Below are 16,527 nucleotides of genomic sequence, written 5' to 3'. Positions count from 1 at the left end.
AATTTTCCGGCACGACCGGTACGGCCTGAGCGGTGATTGTAGGTTTCAATTTCATCAGGCAATTGATAATTAACTACGTGTGTAATATTGTCAACATCAATTCCACGTGCAGCAACGTCAGTAGCCACAAGCATTTGGATTTGTCTTCCTCGGAAAGATTTCATAACACCATCACGTTGCGCTTGGGATAAATCTCCGTGCAAAGCTGCGGCATTGTATCCGTCTTCGATTAACTTTTCAGCTACCGCTTGCGTATCGCGTTTGGTACGACAAAATACTACGGAAAAAATATCCGGATTCGCATCGGCCAAGCGTTTCAAAGCTTCGTAACGGTCACGAGCATTCACACAATAAAATTCGTGTGACACGGTTTTAGAACCCGAGTTTTTATGTCCCACGGTAATTTCTACCGGATCGGCCATAAATTTCTTGGCAATACGCGCCACTTCTGCCGGCATCGTAGCCGAAAACAACCAAGTGTTTTTCTCATCTGGAGTGTCTGACAATATCGAAACAATATCATCATAAAAACCCATGTTCAACATCTCATCTGCTTCATCAAGAATACAGTAATTGATGTTTTTAATGTTCACAAGCCCACGATTAATCATGTCTTGCATTCTACCGGGTGTAGCCACAATAATTTGTGCGCCACGCTTTACTTCTCTGGCTTGTTCTGTTATGCTTGCACCACCATAAACTGCCACTGTATGTAAACCCTTTACATATTTTGAGTATTGTTTAATCTCGTTGGTGATTTGTAAGCAAAGCTCACGCGTTGGTGATAAAATTAACGCTTGCGTACTTCTGTCTTCGGCATCAATTTTTTGAATAAGCGGAAAACCAAAAGCGGCGGTTTTCCCTGTTCCTGTTTGCGCTAAGGCAACCAAGTCTGTGTTTTGTTCCAATAGTGCCGGAATCGCTTTTTCCTGGACTTCTGACGGATTCTCAAATCCTAGATCTTTGATCGCCAGCAGTAACGATTCATTCAGACCTAATTGTTCAAATTTATTCATATAAAGTTTTAAAATTTGGTGCAAAGGTAGGCTTTAAAAACCATATACGCTAATTTGTTAGTGACTGAATATTAATAAGTTAACTTTTTCCTAACAAAGTAACTGAGGAACTGAGTGGCTGAGTGACTGAGTTTGACAATAATTTTTGAGTTGAATTTTAAGGTTCAGGAGCAGCACTTTTGCTTCTCTTACACTTCTGCTCCCGCTATCCGCACTACGTGGTAGTATGCTGCTATCGGGGCTAACAAGAACTTATTTCTTTTCTCAACGACTCAAAAAATCCACCAACTGCTTTACCGCTAAGCCACGGTGACTAATGGCTGATTTTTCCGCCATAGACAATTCGGCAAAAGTTTGGGTGTAGCCATCGGCAATGAATATTGGGTCGTAACCAAATCCGTTGCTGCCTTTTTTCTCGGTAGTAATTTGTCCGTTGATGATTCCGGTAAACAACTGTTGTTCACCATTTAAATTCAAACAAATCACAGTTTTAAAATGGGCTTTGCGATTGGAATTGCCTTCCAAATGGGCTAATAACTTGTTCATATTGTCGTTGGAATCTTTCTGCTCACCGGCATAACGAGCAGAATAAACGCCCGGTTCACCGTTCAAAGCATCTACTTCCAAACCGGTATCATCGGCAAAACAAGCATAACCGAATTTCTCAGTCACATAATTCGCTTTCAAAATCGCATTCCCTTCAATGGTATTCGCAGTTTCCGGAATATCATCAAAGCAACCGATAGCTTCTAAACTTAAAACCTGAATGGTTTCCGGTAATAATAATTGTATTTCCTTGATTTTGTTCGGATTATTGGAGGCAAAAACGAGTTGCATGGTTTTGTCATTTTTAAAAGACAAATATAACAGATGTAAAAGTGATAAAAACATATTTTGATATTGTTTAATTTCAACAATATAATTATTACTTTTGCCTCGTTTTTAAATACATTTACCATGGTAAAAGATTTATTCGAAAGAATACAAAACAATAAAGGTCCGTTAGGAAAATGGGCTTCTCAAGCAGAAGGTTACTATGTGTTTCCAAAATTGGAAGGCGAATTAGGGCCAAGAATGCAATTTCACGGTAAAGAAATCTTAAACTGGTCGATCAACGATTATTTAGGGTTAGCCAATCACCCTGAAGTGCGCCAAGCCGATGCTGAGGCTGCTGCACAATACGGAGCCGCGTATCCTATGGGCGCTCGTATGATGAGTGGTCACACAGATGCTCACGAACAATTAGAAAATGAATTAGCCGCCTTTGTTCAAAAAGAAGCGGCTTATTTACTAAACTTTGGTTACCAAGGCATCATGTCGTGTATTGATGCATTAGTGACCAAAAACGATATTATAGTGTATGATGTAGATGCCCATGCTTGTATAATTGACGGAGTGCGTTTGCATATGGGAAAACGTTTTACCTACAAACACAACGATTTGGAAAGCATGGAGAAAAACCTGCAACGTGCGACCAAAATGGCGACTGAAACCGGCGGTGGAATTCTTTTCATTACCGAAGGTGTTTTCGGAATGCGCGGCCAACAAGGAAAGTTGAAAGAGATAGTGGAAATGAAAAAGAAATACAATTTCCGTTTGTTGGTAGATGACGCTCATGGTTTCGGAACACTGGGTAAAACAGGCGCCGGCGCCGGAGAAGAACAAGGTTGTCAAGACGGTATTGATGTTTACTTTTCTACCTTTGCCAAATCAATGGCGAGTATCGGAGCTTTCTTAGCTGCAGATAAAGACATTATCGATTATTTAAAATACAACTTGCGTTCACAAATGTTTGCCAAAGCATTGCCAATGATTCAAACTGTTGGTGCTTTGAAAAGACTACAATTGTTAAGAGACAATCCGGGCTTGAAAGACAAACTTTGGGAAAATGTTAATGCGTTGCAAAACGGATTAAAAGAAAGAGGCTTTAACATTGGCGACACCAACACTTGTGTAACACCGGTGTATTTAGAAGGTTCTATTCCGGAAGCAATGGTTATGGTAAACGATTTAAGAGAAAACTACGGTATTTTCTTGTCGATTGTTGTGTATCCGGTTATCCCGAAAGGAATTATCCTATTGAGAATGATTCCAACCGCTTCACATACTTTAGCAGATATTAACGAAACGCTATCGGCTTTTGAAGCTATTAGAGAAAAATTGGTAAACGGAACTTATAAAAAGATAGCCGAAGCCACTACAGTTGATGTTTCTTAAAAATGCCTTATCAACATAAAAAAAACCATCCGTAAAAGGATGGTTTTTTTATACCTCTAATTTAGATTATTGCTGAATCTTAATAATCTTGCTTTCATCAATATTATAGGCTTTTACCACCTTATTATAATCGCTGTAATCCGCTGTGCTGTTTTTTCTAAAAGCTGCTGGAATCACTACAACACGAAATACTTGGTTCAATCTTACTGAAGAAGACAAACCACCAAGGTCATAGCCTTCTAAATATACTTCAGCATCAAAACGAGTGAAATTATAATCAAATCGATAATCTAAAGTACCATCATTAAAATAATAAGTCTCCGGCAATAACTTCCAAACATCTTCCCCTTGAAAAACATCCGATAATCGGTAAACCAAAACCATGTCTGAACTGAAAATAGAATGCGGATAATTTAAAACCACTGTGTAACTATTAGGCAAAAAGTTAACATTAGAATATTCAAAAACTTCACCAATAGTGTCGTTGTCTATACCGTTTCCGTTGTCTTCATTTACTGTACAACTTTGTAGCGTTATCATCCCGATAAAAGCTAAAATAAGAGTAATTTTCTTCATGGTTTATATTTTTTAAATGATTAATGATGTTTTGCACAGTTCAATATTAATGCCAAACTTTTTTTTTAAGATAATTTTATAACTTTGAAACATGAGTCGAAAAAATTCAAAAAACATCAAATCCTTCAACGACAAGCTTCACAAAGCGCAAGATAAGGAAAAAGCAAAAAAAACTGCTCGAAGAGAGCAGCTTAAAATAATAGTGAAAAAGTTTAATGAAAGTAAAGAAATACCTTAATAACTCATTATACCGTTTTCTAATTTTTAATAATTTTTTTAACTAACAATCCTTTATCAGTTTCTATTTTAATAAAATAGATTCCGTTGGCATGACCTGTTAAATCTAATGTTTCCGTTACTAAAGTTCCTATGACAGAATAAATACCTATTCTTTGAATGGTAATCGATTCGCTATTGGCAACTAAAATTTCTCCGGTTGTTGGATTGGGATAAACTGATATTGAGGCATTTAAATTAAAATCAGGAGAATTTAAAAAACTAAATAAGTAACAATCAGAAACGCTTTGACAGCCATTTGATGTTAATTGCACCGCATAATTCCCGGAAACTGTTGGTGTAAACGTTTGACCTGTTTGCCCATTTATAGGTGCATTTGAATTGTCGCAATCCAACCATTGATAAGTTGTTCCGGCTAAAGTTCTATCAGCAGTAAGCGAAGTAGGCGTTTGCGTTACACTTGTGGTAAAAGCATTTTGAGTATCGTTTATAGTAACCGGAATTGTGATTGTATCTGTTTGTTCCGGAGTACAAAAAGCATTTGTAATTGTTAGGGTTACTTGCTTTACTCCTGGACAACTGTAATTATGAGTTGGATTAACAGCCGTACTTGCAGCACTTCCGTCACCAAAATTCCAACTTACTGTGTCATAATTATTACTCAAATTAATAAACGAAACCGAAGCATTATTACTCGTCGGATTAAAATCACTTGCCAGTGGGAGAAAAGCAAAAGCTGCATTTGGGGTTAAACAACGCTGAATGTCAAAATAGGTAACTGTATTGGGAACAAATTGATTGGCAACAACATTTCCCTCTACTTGCATAACAGGAATTCCATAAGCTTTATCAAACCATTTATAGGAAACTGTGGTAACTGTATTTTGGGTAGGAGTATCATTTGTTGTAATGGTAATATTGTTTACAACAGTTGTTTTCATTTTCAATACATTCGGAAAAGTCCCAAAAGGCGTCGTTAATGAACCCCAACCTTCCACCAAATTGTTGCGTTGTCCTGTAGAAGCATATTGAATAGGCACTCCAAAACTATTTAAATCAACACTTAAAGCAAAATTGTTCGTATAATTATCATTATAATTTATTGGAAATTGATAAATTTTATCAGCGGTTTGATACGATGCTACAAAAGGCACCGAAGTACCATTCACTGTAATAGAAGCTCCAATCATTTTGTCTTCTAAAAGAGTCGATGATAATTTTAAGTGGTCAATCACATTAGTAATACCAAATCCTTGAATTTGAATACCGTTAGTTAATTTTGTGGCTAAATTGAAGTTGTTGTTGAATTGTGTATTACAATTGAAAATAAATCCATTAATAAAACACCATACAGTCCTATAACCTGCATTGTTTGGGTTTTGATACAAAACTGTTTCTTGAGTAGCTGGTACTAAGGTGCTATAATTCCAATCGAAATTCGTTCCGGTTTGCACATAGTCTAATGTTAAGCCTTGTACTGTTGCCGTACTTACAATGAATGATTCGTTTTGAAGTGCATAATCTGTAGAAAGGTAGCTTATTTGGGCAACACCAATATTAGATAATAAAACTATAATGAGTAATATAATTTTTTTCATTGACCATTTATTTTTAGTGTGTTAAAAGTAGTTATTATATTGATAATAAAAAACTCCCAAATATAGCCTTTTAAAGGTGCATGTGTAGAAAGCATACCAAAATCACCAAATCCTTCAACGACAAGCCTCACAAACCGCAAGATAAGTAAAAAAACCAAAAAAGCCGAACACGCTGCTTTGCTAAAATCGATGGTGCGAAAATTTAATCAGAATAAGGATTAAAAATAAAAACCTCACTACTAGTGAGGTTTTATAATTTTATAATTGTAGTTCAGCTTACATATTGCGTCTGTACTGACCGCCGACTTCAAACAAAGCCGAAGTAATTTGCCCTAACGAACAATACTTAGTGGCTTCCATCAATTTTTCAAATAGGTTTTTATTGTTGATAGCAGCGTCTTGAAGTTGGCTCAATTGTTCTTCTTCCAAACCGGAATTGGCCTTGTGTAAAGTGACTAAAGTTTTGATTTGGAATTGCTTTTCTTCCTCCGTAGCACGAATAACTTCCATAGGCACCACTGTTGGAGAACCTTTTGAACTTAAGAACGTATTCACTCCTATAATTGGAAATTCACCGGTATGTTTCAAAGTTTCGTAGTACAAACTTTCCTCCTGAATTTTACTTCTTTGGTACATCGTTTCCATCGCACCTAAAACACCACCACGTTCGGTAATTCTGTCGAATTCTTGCAACACAGCATCTTCTACTAAATCGGTTAATTCTTCAATGATAAACGAACCCTGAATCGGATTCTCATTTTTGGCCAAGCCTAATTCTTTATTAATAATCAATTGAATGGCCATCGCCCTACGCACTGATTCTTCTGTTGGCGTGGTAATGGCTTCGTCGTAAGCATTGGTGTGCAAAGAATTACAGTTGTCGTAAATCGCATACAAAGCTTGTAAGGTCGTGCGAATGTCATTAAAGTCAATTTCCTGAGCGTGCAACGAACGACCAGAAGTTTGAATATGGTATTTCAACATTTGAGCTCTTTCGTTAGCGCCGTATTTGTTTTTCATGGCTTTCGCCCAAATTTTACGCGCAACTCTACCAATTACAGCATATTCGGGATCGATTCCGTTTGAGAAGAAAAACGACAAGTTCGGACCGAAATCGTTAATGTTCATGCCACGACTTAGGTAATATTCCACATAAGTGAAACCATTTGCCAAAGTAAAGGCCAATTGGGTAATCGGGTTGGCACCGGCTTCAGCAATGTGATAACCTGAAATCGAAACCGAATAGAAATTGCGGACATTCTTTTGGATAAAATATTCCTGCACGTCACCCATCAAACGCAAGGCAAACTCAGTAGAAAAAATACAAGTGTTTTGCGCTTGGTCTTCTTTTAAAATGTCGGCTTGAACGGTACCGCGGACTTGCGTCAGGGTTTTGATTTTGATATCGTTGTAGATTTCTTTCGGTAACACTTGGTCACCGGTTACGCCTAACAACATCAATCCTAAACCATTATTTCCTTGCGGCAATTCGCCGTTGTATCTTGGTCTTGGCAAACCTTTCTTTTTGTAGATTTCGTTGATTTTTTCCTCAATTTCTACTTGAAGGTTGTTTTCGATAATGTATTTTTCACAGTTTTGGTCGATGGCCGCGTTCATGAAAAAGCCCAAAAGCATTGGCGCCGGACCGTTAATCGTCATTGATACGGAAGTCATTGGGTGACTCAAATCGAAACCGGAATACAATTTCTTGGCATCGTCTAAACAACAAATCGAAACACCGGCATTCCCGATTTTTCCGTAGATGTCCGGACGCAAATCAGGATCGTTTCCGTACAGCGTAACCGAATCAAAAGCCGTCGACAAGCGCTTTGCAGGCATGCCTAACGACACATAGTGAAAACGTCTGTTGGTGCGTTCCGGTCCGCCTTCTCCGGCAAACATACGCGTTGGATCTTCACCTTCTCTTTTAAACGGATACAAACCGGAAGCGAACGGGAATTCACCCGGAACATTTTCCTGTAAATTCCATTTTAAAATATCGCCCCAAGCTTGGTATTTAGGTAAAGCCACTTTGGGGATTTGTGAATGCGATAAACTTTCGGTATGCGTTTCAATCTTGATTTCTTTATCGCGCACTTTAAAGTTATAAACCGGATTTTTGTATTTATTGACTTTGTCGTTCCATGTCAGGATAATTTCCCAATTGAACGGATCAAGGTTCATTTTTACACGGTCAAATTCTTTAACTAATAAGTTTAAGAAGTCTTTGTTATCTTCATTGACATTCAAACTATTAGCTTCAACTCCGGCTTTATCAATATTGGCTTGTTTTTTGGAAACAGATTCAATGGTTTTATAAATCCCGTATAACTTTTGAGCTACTTCCACTTGCGTTAAAACGGTCTCATCATACTTGCGATTGTTCTCGGCTATCTCCGATAAATAACGCGTTCTGTGTGGTGGAATCACAAAAATCTTCTCGCTCATTTCACGAGTGATTTCGAAAGTCGATTGCAAATTGGCGCCGGTTTTCTCTACTATCTTGTCCATGATTTTTTTGTAGAGTGTGTTCATGCCCGGATCATTGAACTGAGAGGCAATTGTACCGATAACAGGCATATCATCCGGATTGACATCCCATAAATTATGGTTGCGTTGGTATTGTTTTTTCACATCGCGAATCGCATCTAAAGCACCGCGTTTGTCGAATTTGTTAATTGCTACCAAATCGGCAAAATCCAACATATCAATTTTCTCTAATTGTGTTGCGGCACCAAACTCAGGTGTCATCACATATAAAGATACATCTGAATGTTCTAAAATTTCGGTGTCACTTTGCCCTATACCCGAAGTTTCTAAAATGATGATATCGTATTTCGCAGCTTTCAAAACTTGAATCGCTTCGTTTACATATTTAGACAAAGCCAAATTCGACTGGCGTGTCGCCAACGAACGCATGTAAACTCTTGGATTGTTGATGGCATTCATACGAATTCTGTCGCCCAACAAAGCGCCGCCGGTTTTTCTTTTAGAAGGATCAACCGAAATCAATCCGATGGTTTTTTCAGGGAAATCGATTAAAAACCGACGAACCAATTCGTCTACTAAAGACGATTTTCCGGCACCACCGGTTCCTGTAATCCCTAAAACCGGAATTTGAGTCGTTTCGTTTTTTTGGTGGATAGCATCCAACGTTTCTTTAGCTACTTCGGGGAAATTTTCTGCCGATGAAATGATGCGGGCAATGGCAGTTGGATTTTTTTCTTCCAAATGATTGATTTCGCCATTCAATTCGTTACCAATAGGAAAATCCGCTTGTTTTACCAAATCGTTGATCATGCCTTGTAAACCCATAGCGCGACCGTCATCCGGAGAATAGATTCGAGTAATACCGTATTCGTGTAATTCCGAAATCTCAGAAGGCAAAATCACACCGCCGCCACCGCCGAAGATTTTGATGTGTCCCGCGCCTTTTTCTTTCAACAAATCGTGCATGTACTTAAAATACTCGTTATGTCCGCCTTGATAAGAGGTCATCGCAATGGCATTCGCATCTTCTTGAATGGCAGTATTTACCACTTCTTCCACGCTGCGGTCATGACCTAGATGAATCACTTCTACACCAGTGGCTTGGATGATGCGTCGCATGATATTGATGGCTGCATCATGCCCATCGAAAAGAGAAGCTGCTGTTACAATTCTTACTTTATTTTTAGGAATATAGGGTTGTTCTTGAACCATTGTTAAATAAGTGTCTGTTTTGAGGGTGCAATTTACAGAATTATTAAAAAAATCCCATTTAAAATCTGAAAAATAAAATGAAGAATGGAATATTAGTTGATTGACTGAATTAACATTTATTTGCCATTTTTCGGCATGAAGATTGCTTACTTTTGGGAAAACGAATTTGATATGAAAACAAAAATCGCGCTACTTCTTCTTGTTCCCTTTTTGGGAATATCCCAAATCAAAATTTTAGATGATCTCAAAAAAAAGGTGCCTGCCAAAAGTTCACAAGGCTTAAGTTCACTGTCGTCAACTGATATTTCCAAAGGTTTGAAAGAAGCGTTAAACAAAGGTATTGAGAAGCAAGTCAGCAAATTAACGGCAACCGATGGCTTTTACAAAAACGAATTGGTTAAAATTTTGTTGCCGGAAGAATTACAAAAAGTGGATAAAACACTCCGCAAAATGGGCATGAGTGATTTGGCCGATGAAGGCGTTTTACTATTAAACCGTGCAGCTGAAGAAGCGGTAAAAGAATCAACTCCGATATTTATAGATGCTGTAAAGAATATGAGTTTCACCGATGCCAAAAACATTTTGATGGGCAAAGAGAATGCCGCTACGACTTATTTACAATCGAGTACAACCAATCCGTTGTATGCAAAGTTCAGTCCGGTAATACAAAGTTCATTGGCCAAAGTAGGAGCTGATAAAGTTTGGGCAACTATAATTAAAAAATACAACAGCATTCCTTTAGTTGCTAAAGTCAATCCAAACTTAACAGATTACACTACTAACAAAGCATTACAAGGTGTTTTTACGATGATTGCTCTTGAAGAAAAAGACATCCGAACTCAGTTAAGCGCCAGAACTTCCCCTTTGTTGCAAAAGGTTTTCGCGTTGCAGGACAAAAAGTCTTAATTTTTTAGAAATCAATAACATAAGAATAACAAAATCTTAACACAAGAACTTTGATTGGAGACTTATCTTTGTAGTGTAATAAAATTTTGGTTTTTTATTATTTGGTTAGGTTAGTTAAAAAATGCCGGTGTTTGAAAAAGCATCGGTTTTTTTTATATTAATTTTTCATGGAGTTTTTTGAAGTAAGCAAAGGCTTTTACCAATCGACTGCCATACCAAGAAAACATTTCTCCATCAACGAAAAACGTTTTGGCATGGTGTGTAAATCGCCCCAATTCAAATGCGTGTTCGTCTTTAAAAGGAAAGGGTTCCGAAGACAATAATACCAAATCGGGATCGCCATGCAAGCGGATTTTTTTGATTTCTACTTCGGGATATCTTCCGGTACAATTAGGATTATTTTCGTAGATGTTTACGAATTTATTCAAACGCAACATTTCGTTGATAAAGGTATCGCCTCCGGCAACCATATAAGGATTAGCCCAAATAAAATAGGCGACCTTATAAGAAGGTTTGTCTTGGATGAAATTCTGAAAATCAAGATGTGCGAAACGTATTTTATCCATCCATTTTTGTGCTTCGGTTCTTTTGTTGAACAACTGCCCAAAATCTGCTATCATCTGGTAATTGTCTTCTAAGGTAATGATATTCGTTACCCAAACCGGACAAATTTCAGCCAATTGTTCCACTATCTCGGGCGTATTCTCTTCTTTGTTGGCGATAATGATATCGGGTTGGAGCAAACGTATTTTTTCAACATGCACGTTTTTAGTACCGCCAATGATTTTCTTCGTCGATTTAAAATGAAACGGATGCACGCAGAATTTGGTAATTCCGACGATATTGTCTTCTAAACCCAAATCGTATAACAATTCGGTTTGCGATGGCACCAAAGAAACGATTCGCTTGGGCGTGCTTTCGAAGGAATGAGAAGTTCCGAGTTGGTCAACAAAGTTTTTCATGGTTGTTTCTCAGGGATTCACAGCGCTTTTAGAATAGATTCCATTTCCTGCTGTAATTTCAGCGCTTCTTCCCTAGCCTTTTCAGCAAAATCCAATCCGTTTGAAGCGTAAATAATAGCTCTTGACGAGTTGATTAATAAACCAACCTCTTCGTTCATACCGTATTGACAAACCTCAGAAAGACTGCCGCCTTGAGCGCCTACACCGGGAACTAATAAAAAACTATCCGGTACAATTTTTCGGATCTCGGCAAAATACTCGGCTTTGGTGGCGCCAACTACATACATCAAATTTTGGCTGTTCTGCCAAGTCTTTGACGTTTTGATGACCTTTTGGTATAAGGCTTCTTCTCCAACATTTTGCGTTTGAAAATCAAAAGCGCCTTCGTTGGAAGTCAGCGCTAATAATATGGTGTGTTTGTTTTCGAAAGCCAAAAAAGGTTCTACACTGTCTTTGCCCATATAAGGCGCTACCGTAACACTGTCGAAGTTTAAATCTTCCAAAAAAGCTTTGGCGTACATGGTTGAGGTATTGCCAATGTCACCGCGTTTGGCATCGGCGATGGTGAAGATTTCAGGATAATATTCGTTGATATAGTTGATGGTTTTTTGGAGCGATGTCCAACCTTTTAAACCGTGCGCTTCATAGAAAGCCATATTGGGTTTATAGGAAACACATAAGTCGTGCGTAGCGTCGATGATGGCTTTGTTGAATTCGAAAATCGGATCTTCCAGCGTTAGTAAGTGCGACGGAATTTTTTGTAAATCGACATCCAACCCAATACAGAGAAAGGACTTTTTGTTTTGAATTTGTTGGATAAGTTGTGTTGTAGTCATTATGGTTTGTTTGTGCGTAAAGTTCGCAAAGTTTTTGTAATGTTGGTTGTAAAAAATCACCCAAGTACTCGGATAGTTTCCTCTTTAGCCCCGTCTCGTCCTTAAAAGACGAGATCGCTCCTAAAATAAAAAAAGCCTCAATCAATGAGGCTCATATCTTAGAAAACTTCGCTTTCTTTTAATTTTTCAGTGTTGGAAACCAATTGAAGTTCATCAATCATCTTTTGAAGGTTTCCGTTCATAAAGCCGTCGAGGTCGAAAATGCTCAATCCGATTCGGTGGTCGGTGATTCGGCCTTGCGCATAATTGTAAGTGCGAATTTTAGCCGAACGGTCGCCACTGCTTACTTGAGAGTTACGCTTTTTGGCATCTTCCTCTTGCTTTTTGGCCAATTCCATTTCGTACAAACGCGAGCGCAATACGGTTAAGGCTTTGTCTTTGTTTTTATGCTGTGATTTTTCGTCCTGACATTGGGCTACCAATCCGGTAGGAATGTGTGTCATACGTACGGCCGACTTGGTCGTATTTACCGATTGACCGCCCGGACCTGAGGAACAGAAAAAGTCGATACGCACATCGTTCATGTCGATTTGCACGTCAAATTCTTCGGCTTCCGGCAATACCATTACCGTGGCGGCAGACGTGTGAACGCGACCTTGGGTTTCGGTTTGCGGTACGCGTTGTACGCGGTGAACACCGGCTTCGAATTTTAAAGTGCCATAGACATCTTCACCGGTCACTTCAAAAATAACTTCTTTGAAACCGCCTGAAGTTCCTTCATTCATATCTACTACAGAAGTTCTCCAGCCACGGCCTTCGCAGTATTTGGTGTACATGCGGTATAAATCGCCGGCAAAAATAGAAGCTTCGTCACCACCGGTTCCGGCACGGATTTCCACCATGACGTTTTTAGCATCTTCAGGATCTTTCGGGATGAGCATAAACTTGATTTCATCTTCTAATTGCGGCAAACGGTCTTTGGCTTCATCCATTTGCATTTTGGCCATTTCAACCATTTCAGCATCGGATCCATCCTCTAAAATTTCGTTGGCTTCGGCGATGTTGTCTGTCAAACGAACATATTCATCGCGTTTTTCCATCAAGGCTTTTAAACCTTTATATTCTTGATTTAATTGTACGTAACGCTTTTGATCGGCAATTACATCGGGTTGAATAATCAAATCCGAAATCTCGTCGAAGCGTTGTTTTACATATTGTAATCGGTCTAACATTGTTGCAGTTTTCTTTTTTAAAGTGTGCAAATTTAGGCAAAATAAAGCAATAAATTGTATTTTTTTTGGAGCGGTTTCCTGCTGTCCGCTACAATCTTTTTGCCACAACGTTTAACAATAAAAGCAGCAACATTGCCAATGGCAAAAAGGATTTTCACTCCCATCAGGGCTAGTTGCCATAATTTTCATAATATTGTATTGCTTAAATTTGACACCATGTCTCGTAAAAATATCGGCCTCTGTTTTTTTATAGTTTTGATCTTTACGATTTCTTGTAAAAAGGAATCCGAGGTGGAAGTATTCGGAATCAAAATCCAAAAAAAATACAGTCAATTGGAAAAAGCCAAATGGTTTTTGGGCCATTGGGAAAATGTTACTAAAGAATTCATTACAAAGGAAATTTGGACACAAAAAAATGATAGTGTTCTATGGGCAGAGAGCTTTATAACCGTAGCAAAAGACACCGTTTTTTATGAAAAAGTGGATTTGATAGAACGCAATGACAGCTTGTTTTATATCGTTTCTGTTCGCGACCAAAACAAAGAAAAACCGGTTTCGTTTTACCTGACAAAAGCAACCGATACCCAATTAGTTTTTGAAAACCCGAAACACGATTTTCCCAACAAAATTGTTTATACCAAAATCACTTCCGACAGTCTGGTAGCCACTATTTACGGCTCCAAAAAATCTGAAGAATTTCCTATGAAAAGAAAAAAATAACACCTGTAAAACATTATGAAAAAAACAATTGTGCTCATTGGAATTCTAGCCTTAGTTAGTTGCCAAAATAAATCTGAAAAACAATTTGACCAACTGGAAAAAATGAATTGGCTGTTAGGTCAGTGGGAAAATACTACTCCTGAAGGTTATTTAACCGAAACTTGGAGCAAGACTAATGACAGTACTTTTACAAGCCAAACCTATTTTATCATTAATAAAAAAGATACGGTGCACAACGAAAGTATAGTGTTGACTCAAGTTAATGACGATTTGATTTATCGCGCAACTGTAAAGGGACAAAACAATGATGATGCGGTTGATTTTAAACTCACTTCAGAAGCGGAAAATAGCTTTATTTTTGAAAATCCCAAACACGATTATCCTCAAAAAATTGTGTACAAAAAAGTCAACGACAAATCACTAGTAGCTACGATTTCGGGGAATCAACAAGGTAAAGCAACTACGGAAAGCTATCCGATGCAAAAGAAATAACACTATAATTCTTAATAATCATATCAAGTCTCGCCCAAACCGCGGGATTTTTTTATGTCTAAACGCTAGTAAATCAATTTGGTAAAAAAAGTTATTTATATTTAGTCTAAATAAGTTTTGATATTTATTTTCGTCTTTATAGATTTGCAATGTTATTTTAATTTAATCTAAATAAGAATGAAAACAATACTAACACTATCTGCTAGTCTATTACTATCAATGGCATCCTTTGGACAAGAAACCAAAAAAGATACCATTAACGCTTTGAAAGAAGTTGAAATCAACACCAACAAATACAAGTACAAACTAGAAAAAAGTACTACCGTTTCCAAAATGCCGCTCAACAACATCGAGAATCCACAAGTGTACAATACCGTTACGAGCGAATTACTGAAAGAGCAAGTAGTCACCAACTTTAACGACGCTTTGAAAAACGCTACCGGAGTAACGCGTCTTTGGGAATCCACAGGACGTGGCGGCGATGGTGCCGAATTTTAAACCATGAGAGGTTTTTCGGTACAGCCAACTATGGTGAACGGATTGCCGGGTATTAATAACGGTAGTATCGACCCGATTAATGTTGACAATATAGAAATCATCAAAGGACCATCGGGAACCTTGTTTGGCAGCAGTTTAATTTCTTACGGCGGTTTAATCAACATCGTAACCAAAAAACCACACCAAAACTTCAGTGGTGAAATCGGTTACAATGCCGGAACTTATGGTATGGATCGTATCACAGCCGATGTGAATGTCCCGCTGAATAAAGAGGTAGCGGTGCGCATTACTTCGGCTTACCAAAACGAAAACTCATTTCAAGATGCCGGATTTTCTAAATCTATTTTCGTAGCACCTTCCTTAAGCTACAAGGTAAATGATAAGTTATCATTCTTTATCAATACCGAATTCACCAACAGAACTTCGGCCAATGCACCCATGATTTTCTTGAGTCGTTATTCGCCTTTATCATTCAATTCGATCGACTTATTCGAACAGAATTATAAAAAATCGTACACTTCAAACGAATTGACTATCAGCAATCCGACCTTTAATTTGCAAGCGCAAATGCTCTACAAATTGTCGGACAACTGGACGTCACAAACTGTTTTATCCAGAAGCAACAGCAAAACCAATGGCTATTATTCTTATTTGTGGGATTCGGCCAATGGCGACGAGTTTACGCGTTTTATCTCTAAACGAAACGGACAAACCTTAGCCACCGATATCCAACAGAACTTTATTGGTGATTTTAAAATTGGCAACCTCCGAAACCGCATGGTTGTTGGGATCGATTATTACGCCCAAAATATCCTAAACGCCAGCAATAACTGGGTGGGCGCCGGAACGATTTCTTTGGTAAACCAAACCGATTCGGGTGCCGCCAATTTAACCCAAGCCGGTATCGACAACTTATTAGCCGGTACTTTCGAACCCAATTCGGATACCGAATCGCAAGTGGTGAGTGCTTATGTATCAGATGTCATCAATATTACTAGCAAACTATCCGTAATGGCGAGTTTGCGTGTGGATGAATTCAGAGGAAAAACTTCGGCTTTTGCTACGGAAGAAATTAACAGTCAGATAGCGGTTTCACCAAAATTCGGAGCTGTATACCAAATTATTGAAAATAAAGTTTCGGTTTTCGGAAATTATATGAACGGATTCCAAAATATTGCTCCCGGACAAAGAGCAGATGGACCAACCAATACCATAGCCACCACATTTGATCCGGAACAAGCCAACCAATATGAATTCGGTTTGAAAACCAATTTGTATAAAGACATTATCTCTGCATCTTTAAGTTATTATGACATCAATGTTAAAAACCGTTTAATGACAGATCCAACCAACCCAAATGCCTCTGTACAAGGTGGCGAAGTGGAGAGCAAAGGTGTTGAATTAAGCGTAACGGTAAATCCAATTAAAGGTTTCAACATCATCGGTGGTTACAGTTACAACGACAGCGAAGTAACCAAAGACAATACCAATAGCGGGTATTTAGGCTTACGTCCGGAAGAAGCCGGTCCGAAAAC

Annotated in this window: 15 protein-coding genes; 7 read left to right on the top strand and 8 right to left on the bottom strand. The window is 38.3% G+C overall.

The window, feature by feature from the left end; genetic code table 11:
* Together ACIQ32_RS08110 and ACIQ32_RS08105 are read right to left on the bottom strand one after the other, a co-directional pair.
* Positions 1-1,016, bottom strand: a 1,016-nt coding sequence (locus tag ACIQ32_RS08110; RefSeq protein WP_396195183.1) for a DEAD/DEAH box helicase, incomplete at its 3' end; no start/stop codon positions are given.
* A gap of 264 nt (positions 1,017-1,280) precedes the next feature.
* Positions 1,281-1,853 (bottom strand): non-canonical purine NTP diphosphatase, encoded by a 573-nt coding sequence (locus tag ACIQ32_RS08105; protein WP_396195184.1) that lies wholly within the window; start codon positions 1,851-1,853, stop codon positions 1,281-1,283.
* A gap of 120 nt (positions 1,854-1,973) precedes the next feature.
* Here ACIQ32_RS08105 and ACIQ32_RS08100 point away from each other — a divergent pair, with 120 nt between their 5' ends.
* A complete protein-coding gene (locus tag ACIQ32_RS08100) occupies positions 1,974-3,233 on the top strand; it encodes an aminotransferase class I/II-fold pyridoxal phosphate-dependent enzyme (protein ID WP_396195182.1) in 1,260 nt (419 codons plus the stop codon).
* Between the two features lie 66 nt (positions 3,234-3,299).
* On the opposite strand, the gene ACIQ32_RS08095 is transcribed toward ACIQ32_RS08100, so the two are convergent.
* A complete protein-coding gene (locus ACIQ32_RS08095) occupies positions 3,300-3,809 on the bottom strand; it encodes a hypothetical protein (protein ID WP_396195181.1) in 510 nt (169 codons plus the stop codon).
* A 91-nt stretch (positions 3,810-3,900) separates the two neighbouring features.
* Between ACIQ32_RS08095 and ACIQ32_RS08090 the strand changes: the two genes are divergently transcribed.
* Entirely contained in the window at positions 3,901-4,047 is a 147-nt protein-coding gene (locus tag ACIQ32_RS08090; RefSeq protein WP_396195180.1) for a hypothetical protein, read from the top strand.
* A gap of 19 nt (positions 4,048-4,066) precedes the next feature.
* Here the strand turns inward: ACIQ32_RS08090 and ACIQ32_RS08085 are convergent, their stop codons facing one another.
* Complete coding sequence (locus tag ACIQ32_RS08085) at positions 4,067-5,644, bottom strand: PKD domain-containing protein (protein WP_396195179.1); 1,578 nt, start codon at positions 5,642-5,644, stop codon at positions 4,067-4,069.
* 276 nt (positions 5,645-5,920) lie between these two features.
* Positions 5,921-9,346, bottom strand: a complete 3,426-nt coding sequence (locus ACIQ32_RS08080; RefSeq protein ID WP_396195178.1) for a methylmalonyl-CoA mutase family protein — start codon at positions 9,344-9,346, stop codon at positions 5,921-5,923.
* Positions 9,347-9,517: 171 nt separating this feature from the next.
* On the opposite strand from ACIQ32_RS08080, the gene ACIQ32_RS08075 reads away from it, so the two are divergent.
* Positions 9,518-10,252 carry a DUF4197 domain-containing protein gene (locus tag ACIQ32_RS08075; protein ID WP_396195177.1) on the top strand — a complete coding sequence of 245 codons (735 nt, stop codon included), beginning with the start codon at positions 9,518-9,520 and terminating at the stop codon, positions 10,250-10,252.
* A gap of 152 nt (positions 10,253-10,404) precedes the next feature.
* Here the strand turns inward: ACIQ32_RS08075 and ACIQ32_RS08070 are convergent, their stop codons facing one another.
* The 3 genes from ACIQ32_RS08070 to prfA all read right to left on the bottom strand — a co-directional run bounded on the left by ACIQ32_RS08070 (position 10,405) and on the right by prfA (position 13,282).
* Complete coding sequence (locus ACIQ32_RS08070) at positions 10,405-11,214, bottom strand: ABC transporter substrate-binding protein (RefSeq protein WP_396195176.1); 810 nt, start codon at positions 11,212-11,214, stop codon at positions 10,405-10,407.
* A gap of 17 nt (positions 11,215-11,231) precedes the next feature.
* A complete protein-coding gene (gene pyrF / locus ACIQ32_RS08065) occupies positions 11,232-12,050 on the bottom strand; it encodes an orotidine-5'-phosphate decarboxylase (RefSeq protein WP_396195175.1) in 819 nt (272 codons plus the stop codon).
* A gap of 158 nt (positions 12,051-12,208) precedes the next feature.
* The gene (gene prfA / locus ACIQ32_RS08060; RefSeq protein ID WP_396195174.1) at positions 12,209-13,282 is read right to left on the bottom strand and encodes a peptide chain release factor 1; all 1,074 of its coding nucleotides are present in this window, start codon (positions 13,280-13,282) and stop codon (positions 12,209-12,211) included.
* 216 nt (positions 13,283-13,498) lie between these two features.
* Between prfA and ACIQ32_RS08055 the strand changes: the two genes are divergently transcribed.
* From ACIQ32_RS08055 to ACIQ32_RS08040, 4 genes are all read left to right on the top strand, one after another.
* The gene (locus ACIQ32_RS08055; protein ID WP_396195173.1) at positions 13,499-14,002 is read left to right on the top strand and encodes a DUF6265 family protein; all 504 of its coding nucleotides are present in this window, start codon (positions 13,499-13,501) and stop codon (positions 14,000-14,002) included.
* 15 nt (positions 14,003-14,017) lie between these two features.
* The gene (locus ACIQ32_RS08050) at positions 14,018-14,494 is read left to right on the top strand and encodes a DUF6265 family protein (protein ID WP_396195172.1); all 477 of its coding nucleotides are present in this window, start codon (positions 14,018-14,020) and stop codon (positions 14,492-14,494) included.
* Between the two features lie 177 nt (positions 14,495-14,671).
* Positions 14,672-14,992: a hypothetical protein gene (locus ACIQ32_RS08045; RefSeq protein WP_396195171.1), complete on the top strand. Its 321-nt coding sequence runs from the start codon at positions 14,672-14,674 to the stop codon at positions 14,990-14,992.
* 3 nt (positions 14,993-14,995) lie between these two features.
* A partial coding sequence (locus tag ACIQ32_RS08040) for a TonB-dependent siderophore receptor (RefSeq protein ID WP_396195170.1) occupies positions 14,996-16,527 on the top strand: 1,532 nt, incomplete at its 3' end.

Origin of the sequence: Flavobacterium sp. (assembly GCF_044373165.1) — a bacterium.
In the GTDB taxonomy this organism is placed as follows: domain Bacteria; phylum Bacteroidota; class Bacteroidia; order Flavobacteriales; family Flavobacteriaceae; genus Flavobacterium.
Note: the sequence above shows the minus strand (reverse complement) of the source record. Positions and strands in the feature narration are given on the sequence as shown.